Origin of the sequence: Amycolatopsis ultiminotia (assembly GCF_039536925.1) — a bacterium.
GTDB classification, from domain to species: domain Bacteria; phylum Actinomycetota; class Actinomycetes; order Mycobacteriales; family Pseudonocardiaceae; genus Amycolatopsis; species Amycolatopsis ultiminotia.
In genome coordinates this window covers 168,262-193,626 of sequence record NZ_BAAAZN010000016.1, presented here as the reverse complement: position 1 = coordinate 193,626, position 25,365 = coordinate 168,262, and the positions used below count along the sequence as shown (strand labels likewise).

15 protein-coding genes are annotated in these 25,365 nt (G+C 70.7%); 8 read left to right on the top strand and 7 right to left on the bottom strand.

Going from position 1 to position 25,365, the window contains the following annotated elements:
- Nucleotides 1-50 precede the first annotated feature (50 nt).
- Entirely contained in the window at nt 51-8,498 is an 8,448-nt protein-coding gene (locus ABD793_RS31220) for an amino acid adenylation domain-containing protein (RefSeq protein ID WP_344866519.1), read from the bottom strand.
- A 344-nt stretch (nt 8,499-8,842) separates the two neighbouring features.
- Here ABD793_RS31220 and ABD793_RS31215 point away from each other — a divergent pair, with 344 nt between their 5' ends.
- Both ABD793_RS31215 and ABD793_RS31210 read left to right on the top strand, forming a co-directional pair.
- Complete coding sequence (locus tag ABD793_RS31215) at nt 8,843-9,808, top strand: ATP-binding cassette domain-containing protein (RefSeq protein ID WP_344866517.1); 966 nt, start codon at nt 8,843-8,845, stop codon at nt 9,806-9,808.
- Nucleotides 9,805-10,686, top strand: coding sequence for an ABC transporter permease (locus ABD793_RS31210; RefSeq protein ID WP_344866515.1), 882 nt, complete (start codon nt 9,805-9,807; stop codon nt 10,684-10,686). The genes ABD793_RS31215 and ABD793_RS31210 overlap by 4 nt, the downstream gene beginning before the upstream one ends.
- Here the strand turns inward: ABD793_RS31210 and ABD793_RS31205 are convergent.
- Genes ABD793_RS31205 through ABD793_RS31190 form a run of 4 tightly spaced genes read right to left on the bottom strand, consistent with a single transcriptional unit; the run spans nt 10,673 to nt 15,411 of the window.
- Nucleotides 10,673-11,896, bottom strand: coding sequence for an ATP-grasp domain-containing protein (locus ABD793_RS31205; RefSeq protein WP_344866513.1), 1,224 nt, complete (start codon nt 11,894-11,896; stop codon nt 10,673-10,675). The genes ABD793_RS31210 and ABD793_RS31205 overlap by 14 nt on opposite strands.
- Nucleotides 11,893-13,356, bottom strand: coding sequence for an argininosuccinate lyase (gene argH / locus ABD793_RS31200; RefSeq protein ID WP_344866511.1), 1,464 nt, complete (start codon nt 13,354-13,356; stop codon nt 11,893-11,895). The genes ABD793_RS31205 and argH overlap by 4 nt, the downstream gene beginning before the upstream one ends.
- The gene (locus tag ABD793_RS31195) at nt 13,353-14,405 is read right to left on the bottom strand and encodes a cysteine synthase family protein (protein WP_184778458.1); all 1,053 of its coding nucleotides are present in this window, start codon (nt 14,403-14,405) and stop codon (nt 13,353-13,355) included. The genes argH and ABD793_RS31195 overlap by 4 nt, the downstream gene beginning before the upstream one ends.
- 28 nt (nt 14,406-14,433) lie before the next feature.
- On the bottom strand, nt 14,434-15,411 hold the full coding sequence (locus tag ABD793_RS31190) for a TauD/TfdA family dioxygenase (protein ID WP_344866507.1): 978 nt from the start codon (nt 15,409-15,411) through the stop codon (nt 14,434-14,436).
- A 186-nt stretch (nt 15,412-15,597) separates the two neighbouring features.
- On the opposite strand from ABD793_RS31190, the gene ABD793_RS31185 reads away from it, so the two are divergent.
- Nucleotides 15,598-16,665: a glycosyltransferase family 2 protein gene (locus ABD793_RS31185; protein ID WP_344866505.1), complete on the top strand. Its 1,068-nt coding sequence runs from the start codon at nt 15,598-15,600 to the stop codon at nt 16,663-16,665.
- On the opposite strand, the gene ABD793_RS31180 is transcribed toward ABD793_RS31185, so the two are convergent.
- Entirely contained in the window at nt 16,662-17,324 is a 663-nt protein-coding gene (locus ABD793_RS31180) for a response regulator (RefSeq protein ID WP_344866503.1), read from the bottom strand. The genes ABD793_RS31185 and ABD793_RS31180 overlap by 4 nt on opposite strands.
- 79 nt (nt 17,325-17,403) lie before the next feature.
- Between ABD793_RS31180 and ABD793_RS31175 the strand changes: the two genes are divergently transcribed.
- Nucleotides 17,404-19,050 carry a sensor histidine kinase gene (locus ABD793_RS31175; RefSeq protein WP_344866501.1) on the top strand — a complete coding sequence of 549 codons (1,647 nt, stop codon included), beginning with the start codon at nt 17,404-17,406 and terminating at the stop codon, nt 19,048-19,050.
- On the opposite strand, the gene ABD793_RS31170 is transcribed toward ABD793_RS31175, so the two are convergent.
- On the bottom strand, nt 19,008-19,907 hold the full coding sequence (locus ABD793_RS31170) for an alpha/beta hydrolase (RefSeq protein ID WP_344866499.1): 900 nt from the start codon (nt 19,905-19,907) through the stop codon (nt 19,008-19,010). The genes ABD793_RS31175 and ABD793_RS31170 overlap by 43 nt on opposite strands.
- A 203-nt stretch (nt 19,908-20,110) precedes the next feature.
- On the opposite strand from ABD793_RS31170, the gene ABD793_RS31165 reads away from it, so the two are divergent.
- The 4 genes from ABD793_RS31165 (at nt 20,111) to ABD793_RS31150 (ending at nt 25,309) form a co-directional block, all read left to right on the top strand.
- Nucleotides 20,111-20,884 carry an FkbM family methyltransferase gene (locus ABD793_RS31165; RefSeq protein ID WP_344866497.1) on the top strand — a complete coding sequence of 258 codons (774 nt, stop codon included), beginning with the start codon at nt 20,111-20,113 and terminating at the stop codon, nt 20,882-20,884.
- Between the two features lie 129 nt (nt 20,885-21,013).
- Nucleotides 21,014-22,204, top strand: a complete 1,191-nt coding sequence (locus tag ABD793_RS31160; RefSeq protein ID WP_344866495.1) for a cytochrome P450 — start codon at nt 21,014-21,016, stop codon at nt 22,202-22,204.
- A gap of 220 nt (nt 22,205-22,424) precedes the next feature.
- Nucleotides 22,425-23,990 carry a tryptophan halogenase family protein gene (locus ABD793_RS31155; protein WP_344866493.1) on the top strand — a complete coding sequence of 522 codons (1,566 nt, stop codon included), beginning with the start codon at nt 22,425-22,427 and terminating at the stop codon, nt 23,988-23,990.
- Entirely contained in the window at nt 23,987-25,309 is a 1,323-nt protein-coding gene (locus tag ABD793_RS31150; RefSeq protein WP_344866491.1) for a cation:proton antiporter, read from the top strand. Before ABD793_RS31155 ends, ABD793_RS31150 begins: the two co-directional genes overlap by 4 nt.
- Nucleotides 25,310-25,365 lie beyond the last annotated feature (56 nt).

Here is a 25,365-nt window from a genome sequence, read left to right as displayed (position 1 = left end):
TCCGGCGCTGCGATCGATCGGCAACGGCCGCCGCATCCTTCGTCAGGTCCTCACCTGACTTTCGTTATAAAGCCCTGGTCACGACCTTCCAGGTAGCCGGCGAGCAGACGTCCGATCCGGCCGGTGGGCGCGGACTCGGTGAGCAGCTGTTCGTGCTCCGCGTCGATCTCGTGCGTGCGCACCTCGCCTCGCAGGTAGGGCGCCCAGGAGTGCGGCCCGAGCACGCCGGCCAGCTTCGCCGGGACTCGCGCCGCGGTGAACAGCACGGCTCCGCTGTCCAGCACCCCCGGCCGGTAGCCCCGCATCAGGCGAACGTTGTTGACGTAGACGTCCTTGAGCCCGCCGACGCGGTCCTCGCCCACGCCGCCCATGGCCTGGCCGGTCTCGGCCAGATGACGGACGAACCGGGCGAGCACGGCATCGGGGTCCGCGGCCAGTTCGCGGTCGTCGACCTCGAAACCCGCCGCCCGCAGGTTGCCCGCGACGAGGGAGTGCTCGTCCAGGTCCCCGGGATCGAGCCCCTGCTGCGGAGGGAAGGCGTCCACCAGCGCCAGCAGGGACACCTCCTGACCGCTGTCCTGGAGCAGGCGGGCGGCCTCGTGGGCCACGAGTCCGCCGAACGACCACCCGAGCAGCCGATAGGGCCCTTCCGGCTGGATCCGCCTCAGCTCGGCGACGTAGCCGGCGGCCATTTCGGGCACGCTCGCCGCGAGCGGGTCGGCCCGGTCCAGCCCGCGGGCCTGCAGCCCGTAGACGGGCACTGTCCGCGGCAAGTGCGTCATCAGCCCGGCGTAACACCAGCTCAGCCCCGCGCCCGGATGGACGCAGAACAGCGGCGGCTCGTTTCCGGTTCCGCGCAACGGAAGCAGGGCGTCGTACGAGCCCGCCGAGCGGCGCTCGCCGCCACGCCGGACCTCCTCGGCGAGCAGCCGCACCGTGGGTGCTTCGAACAGGCTGCGCACCGACAGTTCGACGCCGACCCTGGACTTGATCCCGGCGACCAGCTTGGTGGCACGGAAGGAATGGCCGCCCAGCGCGAAGAAGTCGTCGTCGATCCCGGGCTCCGGCACTTCGAGGATCTCGGCGAACAGCCCGCAGAGGGTCCCCTCGAGCGGGGTGCCCGCGGCAGCGCCGCCGCCCGCGCTCTCGGGCTCGGGCAGGGCACGCCGGTCGAGCTTGCCGTTGGGGGTCAGCGGCAGCGCTTCCAGCACCACGAACGCCGAGGGCACGAGATAGCCGGGCACCCGTTCGGCGAGATACTTGCGCAGGACTCCCGCGTCCGGCGCGGCCAAAGCCGGCACGACGTAGGCGACGAGCCACAGTTCCCCTCCCGCCGCGCGCTTCGGCACCACTGCCGCCCGCGCGAGCTGCGGGTGCTCGGCCAGCACGGCCTCCGCCTCGCCCGGTTCCACCCGGACGCCGCGGATCTTGACCTGGGCATCGGACCGGCCGACGTACTCCAGCAGCCCGTCGGCACGCCAGCGGGCCAGGTCGCCGGTGCGGTACATCCGCGAACCCGGCACCCCGCCGGTCGCGGCGACGAACCGCTCCGCGGTCAGCCCTGGCCTGCGGTGGTAGCCGCGGGCCAGCGCGGCGCCGGAGAGGTACAGCTCTCCGGGCACGCCGGGCGGGACGGGCCGCAGCGACGCGTCGAGCACGTGCGCGCCGGCGCCCGGCACGGGCCTGCCGATCGGCGGTGCGGCGGGCCACCGGTCCGGATCGCCTGCGACGGCGGCGCTGGTGACGACGTGGCTCTCGGTCGGTCCGTACTGGTTGACCAGGTCCCGGTCCGGCCCCGTGCGGTACAGCGAACGCAGCGCGGCGCGTGGCACGAGCGCCTCGCCCGCCTGCACGATCCGGCGCAGCGCAGGCAGTTCCGCACCGCGGGCGAGCGCGGCTTCGGCGACGGCCTCGATCACCAGGTTCGGGGCGAACAGCTCCACGATCTCCTGTTCGGCCAGCCAGCCTGCCATCCGGTCCGGGTCCGTGCGCACCTCCTCCGGGCAGACGACGAGGGTCCGGCCGGTGGCCAGTGCCAGCAGCATTTCCTGCACCGAAACGTCGAATCCGACGGCAGTGGCCAGCGCGGTCCGGGTGCCCGGCTCGGCGGGCAGCTGCGCCCGCTGGCCCTCGATGAGGTTGACCATCGCTCCGCCGGGCATCGCGACGGCCTTCGGCTGCCCGGTCGAGCCGGAGGTATAAAGCAGGTACGCCAGCTGCGCCGGTCGTACTCGCCCGGAGAGGGCGGCGGCCGGCTCGCCGAACGCGGCGAGGTCGAGCCTGATCGCGTCGGTCTCCTCGGGCAGCAGCCTTTCGTGACCGGGGGCGACAAGCACGACGGCGGGCTCGGCGTCGGCGAGCATCAGCTCGATGCGTTCGGCGGGCAGGTCCGGGTCGAGCGGGAGGTAGGCCAGGCCCGCGTGCACCGTGCCGGCCAGTGCGACGACCAGCTCCGCCGAGCGCGGTGCGAGCACCGCGACGACGGCGTCCGGCTCGGCCCCGGCGGCGAGCAGCGTGCCTGCCAGCCGTCTGGCGGCGAGGTCCAGTTCGCGGTAGGTCAGCCCGGTGTCCGCCACGGCGACGACGTCCGGGGTCCGCGCGACCTGGTCCCTGAGCAGGTCGGACAGCGTGCGGCCGGGCAGCGGCCGGGGGAGCCCCGACCATTCGGCCAGCGGCCCGCGCTCGGACTCGTCGAGCAGGGGAGCCGCGCCGATCCGGCGGGCGGGCGCGGAGACGAGCGCGTCGAGCAGCCGGACCAGCCGCGACATCATGACCTGCACCGTGCCGCGGTCGAACAGGTCCGCGGCGAACTCGGCGGACCCGCTGATCCCGCCGGGCAGGCCGGTCTCGGCGTAGCGCTCGGCGAAGGACAGCATCAGGTCGAACTTGGCGATCTGCTTGCCCGGGAGTTCGGGGGTGACCGCGAGCCCGGCCGGGCCCGTGGCGAGCGCGCCGTGATCGTTGTTGTCCCAGGAGAACATCACCTGGAACAGCGGGTGCCTGGCCAGCGAGCGCTCCGGGTTGAGCGCCTCCACCAGCCGCTCGAACGGCACGTCCGGATGGTCGAACGCCGCGAGGTCCCAGTCCCGCACCCGGCCGACCAGTTCGGCGAACGCGGGGTCGCCGGAGGTGTCCGTGCGCAGCATGAGGGTGTTGACGAAGAAGCCGACCACCCGGTCCAGCGCTTCGTCGGAGCGGCCCGCGACGGGAGTGCCCATGACGATGTCCGGCCCGGCGCCGAGCCGGGACAGCAGCGCCGAGACCGCCGCCTGCACGACCATGAACGCGCTGGCCCGGTATCGCCGCGCCACGTCGAGCACCTTGCGGTGCACCTCGGGAGGCACTTCGAAGCGCACCGAGCCCCCGCGGTGCGAGGCGACCGGGGGCCGGGGCCGGTCCGCCGGAAGCCGAAGCTCCTCCGGGGCGTCGGCGAGCGCGTCCCGCCAGAAACCGAGCTGACCGGCGACGACGCTCGCCGGGTCGTCCTCGTTGCCGAGAAAGTCCCGCTGCCACAAGGCATAGTCGGCGTACTGCACCGGCAACGGCGTCCAGCCGGGCGCGGTGCCGCGGTCGCGGGCCTGGTAGGCGGTCAGCAGGTCGCCCGAGAGCAGCGGCAGCGACCACCCGTCGCCCGCGATGTGGTGCAAGACCAGGACGAGGACGTGCTCCTCCGGCCCGATTTCGAGCACGGCGACCCGCAACGGAGGTTCGGTCAGGTCGAACGGTTCGTGGACGATCTCGTCCACGGCGGCGGCCGCCTCGTTCGCGTCGATCCGGGCGACCCGCACCGGCGGAGTCTCCGTCGCGGGCAGCACTCGCTGGAACGCGTCCTGCTCGCCCTCGCCGAACACGGTGCGCAGTACCTCGTGGCGCGCGACGAGGTCGGCGACCGCCGCGCTCAGCGCGTCCACGTTCAGCTTTCCGGACAGACGCAGCACGACCGGCATGTTGTAGACCGGGCTGGCGCCCTCCAACCGGGCGAGGAACCACAGCCGTCGCTGCGCGAACGACAGCGGCAGCCGGTCCGGCCGCTTGGCTCGGACGACCGCGGGCCGGACCGGCCCGTCGCCGTCGAGGATCTCCGACAGCGCCGCGACTGTCGGAGTGGAGAACAACTGGCGCAGCCCGAGCTGCGCGCCCAGCACCGAGCGGACGCGGCTGACCAGCTTGGTGGCGAGCAGCGAATGCCCGCCGAGGGCGAAGAAGTCGTCGTCGATGCCGACCCCGCCGACGCCGAGCACCTCGGCGAACAGTCCACAAAGGACCTCTTCGCGGGCGTCGCGCGGGCGGCGGCCCGCTCGGGCCAGCTCGAAGGAGGGCGCGGGCAGGGCGTCGCGGTCGAGCTTGCCGTTCGGCGTCACCGGCAGCACCGGCAGCGGCACGAACGCCGCGGGCACCATGTAGTCCGGCAGCTCGCCGGCTAGCTGCTCCCGCAGCACCTCGGCATCCGGCGCCGCGGCGTCCCCGGTCGCCAGGTACGCGACAAGCCGGGGAGAGCCGGGCTGGTCCTCGCGCAGCAGCACCGCCACCGAGGCCAGCCCGGACACCCGGGACAGCGCCGTTTCGACCTCGCCCAGTTCGATCCGGAAACCCCGCAGCTTCACCTGGCCGTCGGCCCGGCCCGCATACACCAGGTCGCCGGATTCGGTGGCCCGTACGAGGTCTCCGGTGCGGTACAGCCGGTCACCGGGACGGCCCCACGGGTCGGCCACGAAGCGGGAGGCGGTCAGCCCCGGCCGGTCGTGGTAGCCGCGGGCCACGCCGGTCCCGCCGAGATACAGCTCGCCGAGCGTCCCGGCCGGAACGGGGCGCAGGCTCCGATCGAGGACGAGGGCACGCGTGTTCTCCACCGGCACGCCGATCGGCACGGCCTCGGACACCGTGTCTCCCGACCACGCGGTCGCGTACACAGTGGCTTCGGTGGGGCCGTAGATGTTGGCGATCCGCGCCGTCGGCGCGGTCGCGCGGAGCTGGTCGAACAGGGCAGGCGGGAAGGCCTCCCCGGCGAGCACGACGGTGCCGGCGCCGTCCAGCGCCGCCGAGTCGATCACCGGCGCCAGCGCGCTGGGCACGCCGCTGACCAGGCAGCCCGCCGGCAGACCGGGCAGCTCGCCGACGGCGAGCGCGTCCCGGACGACGCGGATGCTGCCGCCGCAGGTCAACGGGGCGAACAGCTCGAAGACCGACACGTCGAAGTTCAGCGAGGTGGACGCGATGACGTGCACCGGCCCGAACTCGCGGTGTGCCCAGGCGAGCAGGTCCGCCACGCTCTGCTGGGCCACCACGACGCCCTTGGGCCGCCCGGTCGAGCCGGAGGTGTAGATGACGTAGGCGGCGTTGCCGGGCCCGGTCGCGGTGACCGGGACGGTGTCCGGGCGGCCCGCGGTGTCCGGCAGCCGGTCGAGCACCAGCACCGGCTTGGCGTCCGCCAGCATGAACTCGATCCGGTCGGCCGGGTAGCCGGGGTCCACCGGCAGGTAGGCGCCGCCCGCGGCGGCCACCCCGGCGAGATAGCTGTTGGTGGAGAGCACGTCGTGCCGGTAGGCCGCGCCCACCAGCTCCGCCCTCTCCGGCTTGAGCTCGTCCAGTTCCACATAAGCGCTTTCGCGCAGCAGGCGCGCGGTGATCGCCCGGTTGTCCACCCCGTCGAGCTCCGCGTTCTCCGCCCGCAGACCGGCCAGGTCGTCGAGCAGCATGGCTCCGAAGAACACTCGGTGCGGCGGAGTGCCGTCGCGTTCGAGCAGCCTGGTCAGTGCCAGCGCGTGCGCGGCTCCCGCGCAGTGTCCCCAGATCAGCAGCGGGCCGCTCGTCGCGCGGCCCAGTTCGCTGTGCACCCGCCGGGCGATGTCCTCGACGTCGGTGAGATCGTCGCCGACGGCGAGATCGTGGCCGGGCAGTTCGACGCCGTACACCGCGATCCCGTCCTGCTCCAGCTCTTTGGCCAGCTGCTGGAAGTTGACCGCGTTCCCGCCCGCGTAGGGGAAACACACGAGCGTCGCGGTCGCGCCGTCCACTGTCCCGGACAGTTGCTGGAGCAAGCCGGAACCGGCGGGCTCGGACCCGGCATCGGCCGCGTCGATGGCCGCGGCCAGATCCTTCAGCACCGGGGTGCGCACGAGGTCTTTCAACGAGACGAGCCGGTCCAGCGCCACCACCAGGCGCACCGCGGCCAGCGAAGTGCCGCCGAGCGCGAAAAAGTCGGCGTCCCGGCCGACTCGCTCCAGCGGAACGGTCAGCACCTCGGCCCACGACGTCGCCAGCAGCCGCTCGGTCGCGGTGTCCGGCGCGGCGTAGGAGGCCTCCCCGTGTCCGAGCGTGCCGGCGAGGTGGGTCAGTGTTTTCCGGTCGACCTTGCCGTTCTCGGTCAGCGGCAGCTTGTCCAGGCGGTGCACATAGGTCGGCACCATGTAGTCCGGCAGAGATTTGCCGAGGAACTCGCGCACCGCGTCGCCGCCGAGATCCGCCGGGCCGCCGAAGAAGCCGACGAGGTTGCGGCCGCCGTGCTCCCGGTCGATCACCACGGCCGCGTCGCGCACGCCGGGCATCGCGAGCATCCGGTTCTCGATCTCGCCGATCTCGATCCGGAAGCCCCGGATCTTCACCTGATGGTCCTTCCGGCCGAGGAACTCGACCCTGCCCTCGGGCAGCCAGCGGCCGAAGTCGCCGGTGCGGTAGAGCCGTTCGCCGGGGAAGTACGGGTCCTCGCCGAACGCCTGGGCGGTCCGCTCGGCGTCGTTGACATAACCGCGGCCGACGCTGATCCCGGCGAAGGCGATCTCGCCCGGCGAACCGAGCGGCACGAGCCGCAGCCGCTCGTCCAGCACGTAGACGCGGACATTCCGCAGGGCGCGGCCCACCGAGACGAAGTCGCGTCGCGGCGCTTCGGTCAGCACCTCGTGCATCGTGTCGTCGGAAACCTCGGTTGCGCCGTAGGCGTTGACGAGCGCGATCTCCGGCTGCACGGCGAACCACCGCTGTACCAGCTCCAGCTTCAGCGCCTCGCCGGTGATCGAAATGACGCGGACCGCGCCCAGCGCGCGGTGGTGCTGTTCCAAGTGGGACAGCACGATCTCAAAATAGGAGGGTACGAGCTGCAGCACGCCGACGCCGGCGGTGACGATTTCGTCGAGGAAACTCGGCACGTCCAGCAGCACGTCAGTGTCGATGATCCGGACCCGGCCGCCGACCAGCAACGGGGCCGCCAGCTGCCACAACGAGATGTCGAAGCACTGTGACGCGGTCTGCGCGACGAGGTCGCCCTCGGCCAGCCCCAGGTCGTCGACCTTCATGTGGAGATGGTTGAGCATGCCCCCGTGCTCGCACATCGCGCCCTTCGGCTTGCCGGTGGAACCGGAGGTGAAGTAGATGTAGGCCAGGCTTTCCGCGGCGATCGCGACGCCAGGATCGGTCGTGGGCCTGCCTGCGGCGTAGACGGCCGAGACGGTGAGCGCGACGGGCCCGTCCGGCCGGGCGGCCAGCGCCGCCTCGATGTTCTCCGTGCCGTGCTCCGCGCTGATCAGGAAACGGCAGCGGCTCTGGTCGAGCTGCGTGCCGATGCGCTCCGCCGGGAATTCCGGCTTGGTGGGCAGGTAGACGCCGCCTGCCTTCAGCACGCCGAGCATCGCCGCCAGCCAGTCCAGGTCGCGCTCCATCACGACCGCGACCACTTCCTCGGCGGCGAGCCCCCGGCGGAGCAGCTCGTGCGCGATCTGGTTGGCCCGGTCGTTGAGTTCGCGGTAGGTCAGCCGCAGGTCGCGGTGCGCGGCGGCCTCGGCGTCCGGCCTGGCTCGGACCTGCGCCTCGAACTGCCGCACGAACATCTCGTCCGGCAGCGGTTCGCGCTTGCCTGCCAGTTCCTCGAGCTGGGTGTGCAGTTCCGGCTCGGACAGCAGCACGGCGGCCCGGTGGTCGGCCGAAGGCTCGTCGAGCAGCGCGGCGAGGGCGCGCAGGTGGTAGCCCGCGACCCGGTCGGCGTAGCTCGCGTCGAGGTGCCCGCTGTCGTAGCCGATCCGCAGCCGGAGTTCGCCCGCCTCGCCCTCGTAAGCGATCCACAAGGCGGCGTCTCCGTCGCCCGGCTGGGCGGGAGCGCCGAACGACGAAAGATCCAGCACCGCCCCGTGCGTGGTGCCGGACCTGGCCGAACGGGCTTCGAGCCGGGCACGCTCGGCCAGCGTCCGCCGGTAGGTCTCGGCCGCGAAAGCGACCAGTTCGGCCCAGGAGCCCTCCGGCAGCTCCACGGTCACCTGGGCCGGCGGCCCGCCGTCCGCGCGCAGTGCCGTGCACAACTGCGGCTCGCCGGTCAGCACGCCGAGCACCTTCAGATGCACCGCGAGCAGAACAGCGCCCGGAGCCGTTCCCGCCTCCGCGGTGAACCGCTCGATTCCGCCGGCGAGCCGCCCGGGGACCGCGATCATGACCTGGGCTCGTCCCGGCTCGGCCGCCGCCCCGGCGGGCAGCCACGAAGGCACGGGTGTGCACGCCTGCTCATTCTCTGCCACTTCGTCTCCCCAGTCGGGCGGTGCGGCCGCTGCGAAAGAAATGCGAAGTGCCATGCCGAATGACGTTCGCCAATTCCTTCGGGGACGCACCGTCAAGCCCTGAACATAGTCAAGCCCATTTGATCGTGAAGCTAGTCAGTCGGAAGAAGGGCGGTCAAGCCCTGGCGGAGCGGTTTAATGCTGTGGCAAAACTGTCCTTTATGGATAGTCAGGTCCGGGTGCGGGCATTGCGCAGGACGCTGGAAATGGGTAGCCTTCGGGAAGATTCGGGGATTTTTCCAGCCATTTCGGCGACTGCCTTTCTCGGGCGGGGAACCTGCGCGGAGAAAGGACGAGGGGACTTCATGGGCGACGTGGTCGTGGAGGCCGTCGAGGTCACGAGAACGTTCGGGCGGGTACGCGCCCTCGACAACGTCAGCCTCGCCGTGCCGAGAGGTGCGGTGCTGGGGCTGCTCGGGCACAACGGCGCGGGCAAGACGACCCTGGTGCACATCCTGGCCACGCTGCTCCCGCTGACCAGCGGAGCGGCGAGCATCGCGGGCTACGACGTCTGCACGCAGGGCCGCGAGGTGCGCAGGCGCATCGGGCTGACCGGGCAGTACGCCTCGGTCGACCAGCAGCTGTCCGGCCGGGAGAACATCCGGCTGATCGCCAGGCTGCTCGGCGCGAGCAAGGCCGAGGCGCGGCAGCGCACGGACGAACTGCTCGAGATGTTCGACCTCGCGCACGCCGCCGACCGGACGGCGAAGACCTACTCCGGCGGCATGCGCAGAAGGCTGGACCTGGCGGCGAGCCTCGTCGGCAGGCCGGACGTGATCTTCCTCGACGAGCCGACGACCGGGCTCGACCCGACGAGCCGGACCGCGCTGTGGGAACACGTGGAGCGGCTGGTCCGGGACGGCGCCGCGGTGCTGCTGACCACCCAGTACCTCGACGAGGCCGACCGGCTCGCCGACCGGATCACCGTTCTCTCCCAAGGAAAAGTGGTGGGAGCCGGGACGGCGGCCGAGCTCAAGGCGCAGGTGGGGGAGAAGGCGCTCCGGATCACGCTGCCCGCGGACGCCGACCTCGCGGTGGCGAGCGACGCGCTGCGCCGCAGCGGGTTCACGCCCGCGGCCGACGAGAAGGACTACGCGCTCAGCGTCCCGGTGACCGGATCGGCTCGACTGTCCACTGTGGTCCGCGCGCTCGACGAAGTCGCTATCGACGTGGTCGAGGCCACCGTCACCGAACCGACCCTCAATGACGTGTACCTGAACCTCGCGGGGGAAACCCCGGCAGCGGCGAGCACGGCGGGAGCGACCGCATGACCACCCTCGACACGACCGCCGCCACGCGGCACCGAAGCTGGCGCGGCAGCAGCGTGCGGGTCCAGCTCGCCGTCCTCACCGGGCGCTCGCTGCGGGCGATGGCGGCCGAGCCCCGGCTGATGATCCTCGGCATGCTGCAGCCGCTGCTGATGCTGCTCGTGCTGAGCGAGGTCTTCGGCAGCATGGCCAACCCGGCGCTGTTCCCGCAGGGGGTGGCCTACGTCGACTATCTGATGCCCGCGATCCTGCTCAACACCGGTCTCGGCGCCGCGCAGGTGGCGGGCATGGGGCTGATCAAGGACATGGACAACGGGGTGCTCGCCCGGTTCCGCTCGCTGCCCATCACGATGTTCTCGGTGCTGTTCGCCCGCAGCGTCGCCGATCTCGGGGAGGAACGACCACTCGCCGCGCACCCCGGAGACCAGCTTGGCCAGCACGTTGGTGAAGCCGCTGAGCTCGTAGGCGAACCCGTGCCCGTCCACCGTCTCGGTGAGCCGCTCGTCGGCCCTGGAGCCGTCGGTGAACCAGGTCTGGCGCGAGGTCCCCGGCCGGTCCCAGCTGCCGGTCTGGCCGCGCACCTCCGCGACGCCGGGGAACGGTCCCCACGGCTTGAACACCCGGGGGAGGTCGATCGGCGCGATGACCCGGTAGGTGTGGGCTGGGCTGGCCGCGGTACGGGCGAAGACGGTGATCGGAACGCTCTTTTTCATCATGCCACGAGCATCGCGGGCCGCGCGTGCCCGAGGCAGACACCTGTCAGTACATACCCTCGCGCGAGGGCCGGCTTGGCGGCCTTTGCGGCGTGGTCCGTGAGGGAATCAGACTCCCTCAGGGTTCCCTTCACGGACGAGCTTCCGCGCGGTCTCAGCCGAGGGTGACGGTGAGGTCCGCGACGGCGGATTCGGCCGCTGCCACCGCGTCCAGCAGGGTCCGGTTCGCAGCGACCACGTAGGCGACCCGGTCCCGGAACGAGCCGGACGGCCGGACCGGGGCGCCGGGTACGGCGGACGGCTCGGCGATCGCGATCCCGGGCCGTGAGCGGGCCGCGTCGAGCCCGTGCACGCCGCGCAGCACACCCTGTCCGGCGGGCAGGACGAACCGCACGCAGCCGGAGCCGGGCCCGCCCGCGGGCGCGGGCCGGTCCTGCCCTGTCGCGGCCGCGACCACCGCGTCCACCAGGTCCAGTCCCGTGGCGGCCCGGATCATCGCGGGGATCATGCCGCCCGCCAGCCGCGGGTTGACCTCGATCACCGCCGGACCCGCGGCGGTCAGCCGCAGTTCGGTGTGCGCGGCGCCCCAGCCGAGGCCCAGCGCGGCCAGCGCCGCGCGGGTGGTCGCGGCCAGCACGCGCCGGTCGGCCTCGGGGACGGGGGCCGGAAAGTCGTGCCCGGTCTCCACGAAATGCGGTGCGGGGCCGAGATGCTTGGCCACCACCGCGACCGCCTCGCCGTCGAGGGACTCCACCGAGAACTCGGGGCCGTCGGCGAAGGATTCGACGAGGATTCGCGCCTCGGCGGGCAGTCCTCGCTCGTTGACCGTCGTGCCGAGCAGCTGCTCGGCGTGGCTGGCCACCTCCGTGCTCGTCGCGCACAGCCGCACCCCGACCGAGCCGGAGCCCGCGGTGGGTTTCACTACCGCGGGCAGGCCCAGCTCGCCTGCCGCCCGCACGGCTTCGGCGACGGAAGTCGCGATCCGGAACTCTGGCTGGCCGACACCCGCGCCGGCCAGCACCTCGCGCTGGCGGTCCTTGTTCCGGCACCGCGCGATCGCGTCGGCGTCGGGGCACGGCAGGCCGAGCTTCGCCGCCACTCGGGCGGCGACCGGCACGAAATACTCCGAGCTGGAGCTCACCCCGGCCAGTCCCTGCGCGGCGAGGTCGTGGCAGCGGTCGGCGACGGCGTCGGGATCGGCCGTGTCGAGCACCAGCACGTCGATGCCGTCTTCGGCCAGGTAGGGATAACGGGCGGGGTCGGCCGCGAGCACGACCGGGCGCAGCCCGCGGGCGCGGGCGGCCCGGCAGAATTCCCGGCCGGACCCGGTGGTGTTGCTCTCCACCAAGGCGAACCATTGTTCTCGCCGGGTGCTCATTTCGCGGTCTCCCCGTTCATCATCGCGGCGACAGCCATGTCGAGTTCCTCGCGGGCCGTTTGCTGGGCCGTGCGCGCCGCGGCGAGCCAGCTGCGGTGCTCGGACCAATCTCGGCACGCTTCGGCGAACACCTCGTCGAACGCGCCGGGCCCGCCACCGAAGGACGCCGCTTCGGCGGCCGCGGCGACGTCGTAGGACCGGCCGGACATCGCGGCGCGATGGTCCTGCGGCAGGTCCGCCGCCTCGACGGCCGAGCCGCCGCGTTCGAGCGCGGCGCGGACCGCGGCGCCCACGAGATGATGCGCGGCCCGGAACGGCACTCCCGCCCGGACGAGATCGTTGGCCAGTGCCGTGGCGGTGACGAATCCGCGCTCCGCCGAGGCCCGCATCCGGTCGGGCATCGGACGGGCCCCGCTCGCGACCACTTGCGCCAGCAGCACGCCCTCGGCCACCGCGTCCAGGCCGGGCCAGATCGCGGCGACCGCCTCGGTGCCGGTTTCGATGGAGTTGGTGAACGGGGTCGACTTCATCGTGCTGGCGGCCGCGGTCCACGCGCCGATCGCGTGCCCCGCCTTCGCCTTGAGGTGTTCGAGCAGGAACGCGTTGCGCTTTTGCGGCATCGCGGAGCTTCCGCCGACCAGCCGCTCGGGGAACGTCACGAACCCGAACTCGGCCGACGACCACAGTTGCAGGTCGGTGGCGAGCCTGCTCAACGTCACGCCCAGCCCGGCGACCGCGCCCAGCACCCGCAGCGGGACGTCCCGGCTGGCGACCGCGTCGAGCGCGTGCCGGGCGGGCCGGGCGAACCCGAGCAGCCGGGCGACCGCCGCCGGATCGATCGGCAGGTCGGTGCCCGCGACCGCGCCCGCGCCCATCGGGCACCGGTCGAGCCCGTCCGCGGCCTGCCGCAGCGCGGCGAGGTCACGGCCGAGCAGCTGGGCGATCCCGGCGAGGTAGTAGCCGTAGGTGATCGGCATGGCGGGCTGGAAGTGCGTGTGCACCGGCATCACGGTGTCCCGGAACGTCCTGGCCCGGTTGAGCAGAACGGCCTGCAGCCGCACGGCCTGCTCGCCCGCCTCGCGCACCCAGCGGCCCAGCCGCAGCGCGGTGCAGGCGGCCTTGAGGTCGTTGCGGGACCTGCCTGTGTGCAGCATCCCGCCCGTCCGCGCACCGAGTTCGGCGACCAGGAAGTCCTCGTACATCAAGTAGAGCCCGCGCGGGGCGGGCCGGCCGGCCACTTCGGCGAAGTTCCCCTCGCGCAGCCGCGTGATCAGCCGCAGCAGCTCGGCCGCGGCGGGTCCGTCGAGCAGGCCCTGCCTGGCCAGCATCACCACGTGCGCGAGGTCGACGGTCGTGCTCAGTTCGAGCTCGGGAGCGATGTCGTGCTGACGGGACGTGCCGAAGACAAGCGACCCCGTCCGGCGACCGAGTCCTGCCTTCAGCCGTCCGGTGTCGGTCACTGCCGCCCCGCCGAGGGCGCCGTCCCGAGAACCTCCGAGTACTCCCGCCTCGCCCAGCGGAACCGGTTCCAGTCGCCGTCGGCCGCGCGCGGTTCGGACACCTCGACCGGCTCGGCGGCCGGCAGCACGGCCGTGAGACCCTGACCGGCCAGCCACTGGTCGTCGTAGACGGTCTCCTGGTAGCGGTAGCCCTCGTCGGGCATCATCACCACGCACAGGGCGTCCGGGTTCTTGGCCGCCCACCAGCGCGCCGCGACGTAGGCGGCGCCGCTCGTCGGCCCCTGGAACAGGGCATGCCTGCGGTGCAGCTCGCGGGTGGCCGCGTACGCCTGGCCCGCCGAGCACCAGTGCACCTCGTCGAAGATCCGGTGGTCCAGGTTCGCGGGCCAGAGACTGTTGCCGAGCCCGCGCAACGGGCGGACCCCGTCCTCGTGTCCGAAAAGGACACTGCGATGGGTGTCCACCGCGACCGCGGCGGTCAACGGCGACCCCGAACGCAGCGCGGACACCGTGCCGCACAACGAACCTCCGGAGCCGACCGGCCCGATCACGCAGTCGATCTCGCCGAGCGAATCCCGCAGGTGCTCGGCCACGACCTGATAGGACTTCGGGTTGTCCGGGTTGGTGTACTGCTCGGGGCAGAACGTGTCGGGCCGCTCCGCGCGGATCTCGGCGAGCCGCCGCAGCCGCGCGCCCTGATGGCCCCCTTCGGCGGCGGGCTGGTCGACGATTTCGACCTCGGCCCCGAGATCGGTGAGCCTGCGGTACAGGTTCCGGTCGATCACCGGATCGCTGACCAGCACCAGTTCGCGTTCCAGCAACGCGGACTGCATCGCCAGCGCCAGCCCGAACGTGCCGGACGTCGTTTCGACGATGACCGTGTCCGGCCCGATTTCGCCCCGGTCGTAAGCGGACCGGAGGATGTAGCGGGCGGGCACCAGCTTCATCAGCGTGAACACGGCGCCGTAGAGGTTGGGACCGAGCCGGACCAGCCGGGGCAGCGACTGCGCCTCGGTGATTTCCCGGAAAGGTGTTTTCGCTGCGGTCATGACTTCCTTCGTCGGGTGTGGTGGACGGTCAGCGCAGCGCCGCGGGCTCGAACGGGTCGGCGAAGGCCGCCACGACGTCCCGTTCGCCGCGGTAGGGCTCCCTGCTGTGCGCCATCCGGATGTTGTCGACCAGCCGCAGGTCGCCGCGCTGCCACGGTTCGCGCGAGGTGTGCTCGCCGTAGACTTTGTTGACGAGGTCCACAGTGGCCCGGTCGAGAGGTTCGCCGTCGCCGAACCTCGTGGTGAACGGGAGCCCGGCCGGGCCGAACGCCGCCAGCAGGTAGTCGCGGACGTCGGGTTCCATGGTGTGCTCGTTGAGGAAAGCCAGCTGGTTGAACCAGCAGCGCTCGCCGGTGCCGGGATGTGTCACCACACCGGGCCGGAGCTGGCTGGTGCGCAGCCCGCCGTCCGTCCAAGCGAACTCGATGTCGTTGTCCCGGCAGTACTTTTCGACCGCGGCGCGGTCAGAGGTGCCGAAGGCCGCTTCCCAGGGAACGCCGATCTCCTCGTGGTAGTTGCGGTCCAGCCACCACCCTTCGCCTGCCACCCGGCGCACGAGGTCGCCGGGCAGATCGCCGAGCACCGCGGCGGCGTCGGCGACGGCCGTGGCGCCGCCTTCGCCCGGCGCGGTCAAACACGAGAACATCAGCAGGCTCGGCGCGGTGCGCAGGTAGCTGAGCTCGTGGTGCATGCACATCACTTGGTCCGAGGGCCATTTGGTGCCGGAGTAGAGGTGGCGTCTGCGCTGTTCCCTCGGCGCGAAGCCTTCTCGCTCGACCATGACGCTCGTGCTGAGCAGCCTGCTGGCCAAATCGATCCGGGGCAGCTCGACCAATTCGAGCCCGCGTACGACCACGGCGCCGTGGCCGGCCACAACGGACCGGATCCGGTCGCACTGCCGCTCGACCCACGCTTCGGGACCGCCGACCCGCTCCGGCTTCGCCAGGATCACGGCGGGCTTTCCCCGCTCCGTTACGACATCGAACTCTTCGCGGCTTTCCGTCATGCTGTGTGAGTCCCCCTAGAAGTGGCAGAACGGCCGGCCCGGCCATGACATCGTCAGCCCCGCGCCGATTCAACCTGGCTCCGCGCGGAGCCGACAAGGCTTTAAGCCGACCGTTAACCACGTGGTGTCCCGCTCCGGCGGGCACTAGCGTTCGAGCCGAAACCGGTTCGAGACGAGGTGCCCGCCGTGCCCAGCAGGATCGACGTGGTCTGCCCGACCTACAACAGGGCCGAGCTGCTCAAGGCCGCGGTGCTGAGCGTGCTCGAACAGAGTGTGCGCGACTGGCGCCTGATCATCGTGTCGGACGGGTCGACCGACGACACCGAGGAAGTCGTGCGGTCGTTCGACGACGCGAGGATCAGCTTCGTCGCGGCGCCGCACAGCGGGCACCCCGGCGGACCCCGCAACCGGGCGCTGGAGTTGGCGACCGCTCCGTACGTGGCCTATCTCGACGACGACGACCGCTGGCGGCCGAACCACCTCGAAGTGCTGCTCGGCCTGCTGGAGCGGGGTGCCAGGTGGGCGGGCACCGGCAACGTGCACGTCGCCGGGGACGGCAGGGAACTGAACAGCCCCAGTCTGTTCGGCACCGTGTGGCATCCCGATCTGCAGCTGATGCTGCCGATGTACGAGCCGTCGCGGATCGGCCACGTGCGGGGCATCGCCGAGGCCGCGGGCGGCTGGGCGACCGAGCGCATCGCCATGGAGGACTGGGATCTCTGGCTGCGGCTGGCCGAAGCGGGCGAGCGGCTGACCGTGACCGGCGAAATCACCGTGGTCACCAGGTTCGACCCGAAAAGCAGGCAGCGCACGGCCGAAGAGGGCTTCGCGGACCTCGTGCTGGGCACCGTGCCCAGCGAAGAAGCCGCCGAGCGAGTACTGGCCGAAGCGCGCTCCGCGCCCGTTCGCGCCGAGCTGCGCCGGTTTTTCCACGAGGACATGCGGAAGTGGCTGCTGGACATGTACTCGTCCGGGTCGATGTCGCTTCCCGCCGGCCGTACCGATCGCGATCTGGTGCGGGCGTGGGACGAGATGGACGCCAAGATCCCGGTGACCGCCGAACTTCCCCTGACCAGTGCGCTCACCTTCCGGCCCGGCGCGGGCGGCTATGCGGTCGTGATCCCCGTCCCGTGCCTCGGCGGCACGCACGCCGACCGGGTCCGCACCTTGCTGTCCACAGTGGACCGCCGGCGGCTGGACCGGCTCCGCGACCTCGTCTTCTCCGGCAAGGACGAAGCCGCCTCGGGACGCTAGCTCAGTTTCTCGACCACTCCGGCCTCATAGGCGATGATCGCGGCCTGCACGCGGTTGCGGACGTCGAGCCGGTTGAGGATCGTGCTGACGTAGCTCTTCACCGTGCCCTCGACGAGGTAGAGCTCGCGCCCGATTTCCTGATTGGAGCGGCCCGCGCCGACCAGCGCGAGCACCTGGAGTTCCCGCTCGGACAGCGCTTCGATCCGTTGCCTGGCCGCGTCGCCGCGGGCGGTCCGGTCGTCGTTGAACGAGCCGATCACGGTCGTGGCCGCGTGCGGCGAGAAGTAGGCGGCGCCGTCGGCGACGGCCCGCACCCCGGCGATCAGCTCGCGCGGGTCGCCGGACTTCACCAGGAACCCGCTGGCCCCGGCCCGCAAAGCCTTGGCGATGTAAGTGCTTTCGGAGAACGTCGTGAGCATGATGACCGCGGTCCGGTTCGACTCGGTGGCGCAGATCCGTTCCGCCGCGGCGAAACCGTCGAATTTGGGCATCCGGATGTCGAGGACGGCCACGTCGGGCCGGTGCCGGGCGACCAGTTCGATCGCCTCCAGCCCGTTGCCCGCCTCGGCGACCACTTCGATCTCCGGATCGGTGGTCAGGATCCCGCAGACCCCAGTGCGCACCATGGCCTCGTCGTCGGCGAGCACCACTCGGATCATGCTTGTGCCTCCTCATGTTCCGCGGCCATGCTAGCGGACCGCCGTTGTCCGCGGCGCCGCCGCAACTATTATGGACCTTGTGAAGATCGCCGCCGCCCGCGTCGCGAGATTACGCGCGCTCGCCACCGACAGGACGTACCGGGAACTGGGCATGTGGGCCGGGCTGATCCTGCTGGTGCTGGCCGAGCGCACGCTGCAGGGGGAGCGGGGCGTGCCGTGGCTGTCCCTGCTCGCCGGGGTCGGCGCGCTCGCCGTCGCGGGCGCGCTCGCCAGAGCGGTGCCGCTGGTCTCCTGGCTGCTCGTGGGAGCGGTCGCGCTGACGCAGGTCTCGAACCTGAGCATCAGCCCGCCGTTCCTGCTGTCCTACGTCGTCGCGCTGGTCGTGGTGAGCTACCGCATCGGCCGCACGGTCGATGCCGTCCGCGGGCCGCTGCTCGGCTTCTCGTTCAGCGTGCTGGCCGGGCTGCTGGTCGCGGTGGCGGCGGGAGTGCTCAGCGGCGGCTCGCTGCCGCGGATCGCGAGCAATCTGCTCTACTGGTTCTACTTCCTCGCCGCGCTGCTGTTCCTCGGCGTGCTGCCGTGGCTGGCCGGCCGGTACCGCAGGCTGTACGCCGGATTGATCAGCGCGGGCTGGGAGCGGGCACGTCAGCTGGAACGCGAGCAGGAGATCACCGCGGAGCAGGAACGGCTGCGGGAGCGGGCCAGGATCGCGCAGGACATGCACGACTCCCTCGGCCACGCGCTGAGCCTGATCGCCTTGCGGGCCGGGGTTTTCGAGGTGGACCCGGCGGTGGACGAGCGATGCCGCGAGTTCGCCGGGGACATGCGGCTCGCGGTGACCAACGCGACCAAGGAGCTGCGCGCGGTGGTCGGGGTGCTGCGGCACGATCTGGCGCCCGCGCCGGCCGAGCCGGTGCACGAGAGCGTCGCCGAACTGGTCGAGCGCACCCGGGAATCCGGTCTCGCCGTCCGGCTGGAGCACGAGGGCGAACCGGTCGAGCTGGCCCCGCTCGCCGACCGGGCCGCCTACCGGGTCGTGCAGGAGTCCCTGACCAACGTGACCAAGCACGTGCCCGGCGCGCAGGTGCTGGTCAAGCTGGTTTACCACGCTGATCAGACGGAAGTGACCGTGACCAACGGCCCCGCTCCGGGCAGCCCGCCGATCTCCGCGGTGCGGGGGCGGCGAGGACTGATCGGCTTGGAGGAGCGGGTGCGGCTCGCGGGCGGCGAATTCGCCGCCGAACCGCACGACGGCGGATTCCGGGTCACTGCACGGCTTCCGCACGGCGAGGGGATCGCTGTGCGGACGTCGGCGGGCGCGGCGGGCGAAGCCGGGTCGCCGACGGCGCGCGGAATGGCACGCGCCCAGCGGCGCATCCGCTGGCGGCTGGTGAAGGGGATCGCGCTCCCCGTGGGCATCAGCGCGGCCGCGACGATGCTGGTGCTCGGCGTCTACGCGGTCTGGGTGTTCAACACCGTGCTCTCGCGCGCCGACTTCGACCGGCTGAGCATCGGCGAGACCAGCGAACAGGTGGAGAAGTCGTTGCCAGCCTTCGAATTGAGCGCACCTGAGCTCACTGACGAGGTGCCTCAGCCCGCCGCGGCGTCCTGCCGCTATTACCTGACCGGGGCCGCGATCGTGCCCGCGCCGGAGTCGTTGTACCGGTTGTGTTTCCGGGACGGTCAGCTGGCCGGCAAGGATTTCGTGCGCACTGGGCTGGGCTGAGCGCCAACCGTCCGCCCCAGCACCGCGTCCCCGAGCTGGGTTCCCGGGGTGCTCAGGTCGAGCGGCAGGTCGAAGTGGTTGCGCTCCCGCGCCACGAAGTCGGTCAGCGACGCTGCCCTCGGGCGTGCGGCGGCCACGAACTCGTCGTGCTGCCAGGCGAAGGCGTCGGTCTCGTTGTCGCCACGCGCGACCACGAGCGGCGGCAGGCGCTCCGGCAGCAGCGCGATCGGGCTGTTCCGGTCGGCCGCCTCGGCGTCGAGGCCGACAGCGTCGTTGATGTAGGTCCCGCGCAGCGGGTCGAGCAGGTAGACGCCGCTGAGCAGGGTCGCGCTGGTGAAGACGTCCGCGGGGTGCAGTCCGTCCGGCAGCCAGCCCGTCAGCAGGGCCATCGCGATCAGGTGAGCGCCGGCGGAGCTGCCGCTGAGATGGATCGCGCCCGGCCGTCCCGGCAGTCTGCCCGCCGTGCGGAGCAGCCAGAGCAGGCCCTCCCTGACCATGGTCACGATCTCGTCCAGCGAGTAGCGCGGGGCGAGGCCGTAGCCCAGCGCGGCGAAACCCGCGCCCGCCCGCAGGAAACCTGGCGCGGGGAAGTGCGAGTCGTTCTTGTCGAGCTGCTGCCAGTACCCGCCGTGGATATAGACGTGCAGCGGGGCGCCCTCGCCGGTCGGCGGAAAGTAGTCCAGCAGCTGCTCGGGACGGGGACCGTAGCGGAGGCAGTGGCGCCGGGGGAAATAGGCGCGGACCTGCCTGCTGCGCACGGCGTACTCGTCGAGATAGACGCCGATGTCAGGAATGCGCGAGCTGGGCGAGTATTCGCGGTCGAGAGTGTCGCGGTCGAGTGCCGGACCGAACGCCATGACGAGTTCCCCCTCGGTGCGCGAGCGGGCGGAACTGCCGCTCCACGCCGAATGATCGGTTCGCCGCCGCCGGGCCGTCAATCTGTTTAAGCAGGGAGTTAACATTTCTCGCGCCGCATATTTAGGCTGTTCTTGACCTGCTTGACACGTTTATCGTCGACTATAGGCTGCCATTGTCCGAGGGGAGGTCAGCGGTGGTGGAAATGGCTGCGGTGAAACTGGACCTGGTCGACGGCTTCGCGTGCTACGCGACCGTCGATCCGGCAGGCAAGTACGCCGAGATCAACTTCATCTACGACGAGGTGTTCACCCGGCGAAGCTATCTTCGGGAGGGGATCGACATCCCGGACCGCGCGCTGGTGGTGGACGTCGGCGCGAATGTGGGACTGTTCTCCTTGTTCGCGAGCAAGGAGGCGGCCGAGGTCGACGTGCTGGCCTTCGAACCGCATCCGGCGCTCGTGGCGGCCCTGCGCGCCAACCTGGAACTGCACGGAGCCGACCGGGTCCGGGTGTTCCCGTCCGGGCTGGGCGAGCGCGCGGAGGCGGGGGTGGACTTCACGTTCTACCCGCAGCTGCCCGGCAATTCCACGCGGTACCGGGAACTCAAGGAAGGCCCGCTGCTCGATCTGGTCGGCGAACGGGTTTTCCAGGAGGTGACCACGACCGGAGCGTTCCGGAGCGAGACGGTTCCGGTCGAGATCAGGCGGCTGTCCGACGTCCTCGCCGAGGTCGAGCCGACGCGCCCGATCGACCTGCTGAAGGTCGACGCCGAAGGCGCCGAGGTGGACGTGCTGCGCGGACTGGACGAAGGCGACTGGGCCCGGATCCGGCAGGTGGTCGCCGAGATCCAGGACACCGGCGGGGCGCTGGCCGCCGCCGAGGCGCTGCTCGGCGAGCGAGGTTTCACTGTCACGGCCGTGCTCGCCGACGACCTGCCGGACGGCATCGCCATCTATACCCTTTACGCCTCGCGCTGAGCGTCCGCGCGAGTCGCTCCGTTTTCGCGGTGCGCGGGCCTTTTGCGCGCCGCCGAAGCCGAACACATCCGCGGCTAGCCGGGAGATCGGCCCCGGTGCACCTGCCGCCGTCGTCGGAGAGGCGAAGTTTTGGCCGAAGACATGGACAATCTGGTCGACGGCGCCACCTATCTCGACGGCCTGCCGTTCTCGCTGTGGCAGTGGATGCGCGAGTACGAGCCGGTGGCCTGGCACGAACCGGCGGCGTTTCCGGGATTCTGGTCGGTGACCCGGTACGACGACGTCAAGGCGGTCCTGCGCGACCCGGAGCACTTCCGTTCCTCCTCGGGGATCGTACTGCGGCCTTCGGCGCAGGGAGCCGATCCCGGCGGCAATCGCACTTTCGCGCTGTCTGATCCGCCGAGGCATGCGGTGATCCGGGAAGCGGTCGCGGCCTGGTTCGCCCCGCGGCATCTGAATACCTTGCAAGCCGAGCTGGACGTCGCTGCTCACCGCATTGTGCAGAAGGCGGTCGAAGCGGGCACGATCGACTTCGTCGCCGATGTCGCCGCGCAGTTGCCGGTGGATTTGATCTGTGCCTTCCTGGACCTCCCCGAGGCGGACCGGCCCGCGGTGGCCGGCTGGACCAATCAAGCCTTCTGTGCCGGCACCGCGAGAGAGCGCAGCCTCGCGCATGCGAAAATCCTCGGCTATTTCGCGGACCTAGCGGCGGAGCGCCGGGAGAAACCGGGAGACGACCTGGTCAGCGCGCTCGCTTCGCTTGCGGTCGACGGCGAGCTGATGTCACTCGACGAGGTGGTGCTCAATTGCGACAACCTGCTGGTCGGCGGAACGGAAAACGTCCGGCTCGCCACAGCGAGCGGAATGCTCGCCCTCCTGGAGCACCCGGAGCAATGGGAGCTGCTGCGCCGGCGTTTCGACGCGGTGGAAAGCACTGCTGTCGACGAGATCCTGCGGTGGACCTCAAGCGCGACGCATATGATGCGAAAGGCGGTCGCCGACACCAGGGTCGGCGATCAGCAGATCCGCGAAGGCGATCTGGTGGTGTGCTGGCTGCCGTCGGCGAACCGCGATCACCGGCAATTCGGCGATCCGGACGTGTTCGACCTCCAGCGCTCTCCTAACCGGCATCTCGCGCTGGGAGCCGGACCGCATTTTTGCGTGGGCAGCCGGCTGGTGCGGCTCGAGATGCGGACCATCTTCCGGGAGCTCTGCGCACAGGTCGGCTCGGTCCGGTCCGCGGGAATTCCGGAGCGGCTGGATTTGATCGTGGTCAACGGTCTGCGAAGCCTTCCACTGACGTTACAGCCAAACAAATAATGCGCGACGCTCGTCAAGGAGTCTTTCGAGTTCTTTGCCGTGCGGCCGAAGTATCTGTAAAGTCCGATCTGGCGCAGGCAGGCGCCGGTCCGTGAGACAGTCAGGCGAGCGTACGGCCGCCTTCGAATGTCCCTTCCAGTTTTCCTTTGAACGTCATTGTCGCGGTGGGCGCGCGAACCAGGAGCGCGGGACGGCCGACCACGTGAACTGAGGTGCTGATGTGAGTGCGAAGAACCCTGACCGGGTGGTCATTGTCGGCGGCGGCACCGCCGGGTGGATGACCGCCTCGTACCTGAAGGCTGCGTTCGGCGACCGGTTGTCGGTGACCCTCGTCGAATCCGGGAAGATCGGCACTATCGGGGTCGGCGAGGCGACTTTCAGCGATATCCGGCACTTCTTCGAGTTTCTCGACCTCAAGGAAGAAGACTGGATGCCGGCGTGCAACGCCACCTACAAGCTCGCTGTCCGGTTCGAGGACTGGCGCGGGCCGGGCCATCACTTCTACCATCCGTTCGAGCAGCTGCGCTCGGCAGGCGGGTTCCCGCTGACGGATTGGTGGCTGCGGAACGGACCGAGCGAACGCTTCGACAAGGACTGCTTCGTGATGGCGTCCTTATGCGACAACGGACGCAGCCCGCGGCGGCTGGACGGCTCGCTGCTGGATCAGGATTTCGCGGAGGGGGCCGGGGAACCCGCCGGGCTGACGATGTCCGAGCACCAGGGCAAAACCCAGTTCCCGTACGCCTACCACTTCGAGGCGGCGCTGCTGGCCGAGTATCTCGCCGGGTATTCGATCGACCGGGGAGTCCGGCGCATCGTCGACGAGGTGCGGCACGTGCGGCTCGACGAACGGGGCTGGATCGACCACGTCGTCACGAAGGAACACGGACAGATCCACGGCGACCTGTTCGTCGACTGCACCGGGTTCCGCGGCGTTCTGCTGAACCAGGCGCTCGACGTCCCGTTCGTGTCCTATCAGGACACCCTGCCCAACGACAGCGCGGTAGCCCTGCAAGTGCCGCTGGACACGGAAAAGGCAGGCTTCCGGCCGTGCACCACCGCGACCGCGCAGAAGGCGGGCTGGATCTGGACGATCCCGCTGATCGGCCGGATCGGCACGGGTTATGTGTACGCCAAGGACTATTGCGAGCCGGAGGAAGCCGAACGCACTCTGCGCGAGTTCGCCGGCCCGAGGGCGGCCGAGGTCGAGGCCAACCACATCCGGATGCGGATCGGCCGCAGCGAGCAGTCGTGGAAGAACAACTGCGTCGCCGTCGGACTGTCCAGCGGATTCGTCGAGCCGCTGGAGTCCACCGGGATTTTCTTGATCCACCACGCGATCGAGCAGCTGGTGAAGCACTTCCCGGCGGCTGACTGGCATCCGAGGCTGCGAGAGCGGTACAACTCCGCCGTCGCCAACGTGATGGACGGCGTGCGGGAATTCCTTGTCGTGCACTACAAAGGCGCGGCCCGCGACGACACGCGGTACTGGAAGGACACGAAGACCCGCGCCATGCCCGACGCGCTGGCCGAGCGCATCGAACGGTGGCAGGTGCAGTTGCCGGATTCGGAGAACGTGTTCCCGTACTACCACGGGTTGCCGCCGTACTCGTACATGTGCGTCCTTCTCGGGACCGGCGGCATACCGCTGCGTCCTTCTCCCGCGTTGAACATTTCCGACGAAACGGCCGCGCGCAAGGAGTTCGCCGCGATCCGGGACAAGGCAAAGTTCCTGGTGGACACGTTGCCGAGCCAGTACGAGTACCTCGCCGAGCTGCGCGCATGACCGGTATCGAGGCCGTGCTCCGGACTTCGCACGTGCTCGCGGCGCTGGTCGTCGTCCTCGCGATCGGCTGGCTGGGCCGGACCGCGGCGCGACGGCTGCGCCAGCCGGAGGTGATCGGCGAGATCGTGGCGGGCCTGCTCGCCGGTCCCGTCGCTGTCGCGCTGCTGGGCCAGGCGTCGTTCGCGACGGTCCTGCCCGCCGAGGTCAGCAAGATCCTGTCGCTGTTTGCCGAGGCGGGTCTGGTCCTGTTCCTTGTCGGGCTCGCGCACAAGCTTCGTCTCGGCGGACAGCAATTCTCCTGGCGTACAACGGGATGGGTCGTCGCTGGTGGGTTCGTGCCCGCGCTGCTGTCGGGAGTGCTGTTCGCGTGCTGGGTCATCTTCGTCGAGGACGGACAGGTGCGCGGCAGCGCGCCGCTGCCTGCGTTCGTGCTGATGTGCGCGGTAGCGCTGTCGATCACCGCGGTGCCGGTCCTGGCCAGGATCCTCGCCGACCGGGGCATCAGCGAAACGGCGGAGGGACGGCTGTCGATGACGGCCGCGGTGGTCATCGACGTCGCGGGCTGGTTGCTGCTGTCGGTCGCGGTCGGGCTCGGTTCTGGCCGGATAGACGGCTTCCTCCAGGCTGTCGCGGTGCTCGGCGGCGGTGCGCTGGCCGCCTTGGCGGTGCGGTACGCATTGCGCAGCCGGGCCGCGAGTGTCCTTTGCGGACGCTGGCCGATGGTCACCGCTGCCGGGCTCGGGACGCTCGCGGTCGGGGTCGCGATCGCGGTCGAACGGCTTGGCCTGACAGCGATCTTCGGCGCCGTGCTGGTCGGGCTCGCGGTGCCGCACGATGCTGCGTGGGCGAAGGTGGTCACCGCGGTGACCAGAGTGGGAAAAGCGCTGATTCCGGTGTTCTTCGTGGTGACCGGCCTGACCGTGTTCTCATCGGGGATCGGTTCTCTGCCTTGGGCGCTCATTGCCGTCGCGGTGCTGATGGCCGTCCTCGGCAAGGGCGGCGGAAGCTACCTCGGCGCCAGGCTGGCCGGAGAATCGAACCGGACGGCCGCGAAGGTCGGGACCTTGATGAACACCCGGGGTCTGACCGAACTCGTCGTCCTCAAGGTCGGATACAGTGCGGGGCTGCTCACCGCGCCGATCTTCGTCGCGCTGGTCGTAACGGCGGTCGTGACGACGATGATGACGGGTCCCTTGCTGTCGCTGCTCGAGCGGAAGCCGGTCTTGGCCGGCTTACCGGATCCGGAAGGCCTTTCCGGCTCGAATGGTGATTCGCCCGATACGACGCGCACTCCGCGCGAAAAGTCTGGGAGTTCCTGACGTGCAGGACAGAAAATTCCGTTGTTCGCATGAACCCGGTGAGTCCGGGAAATCCG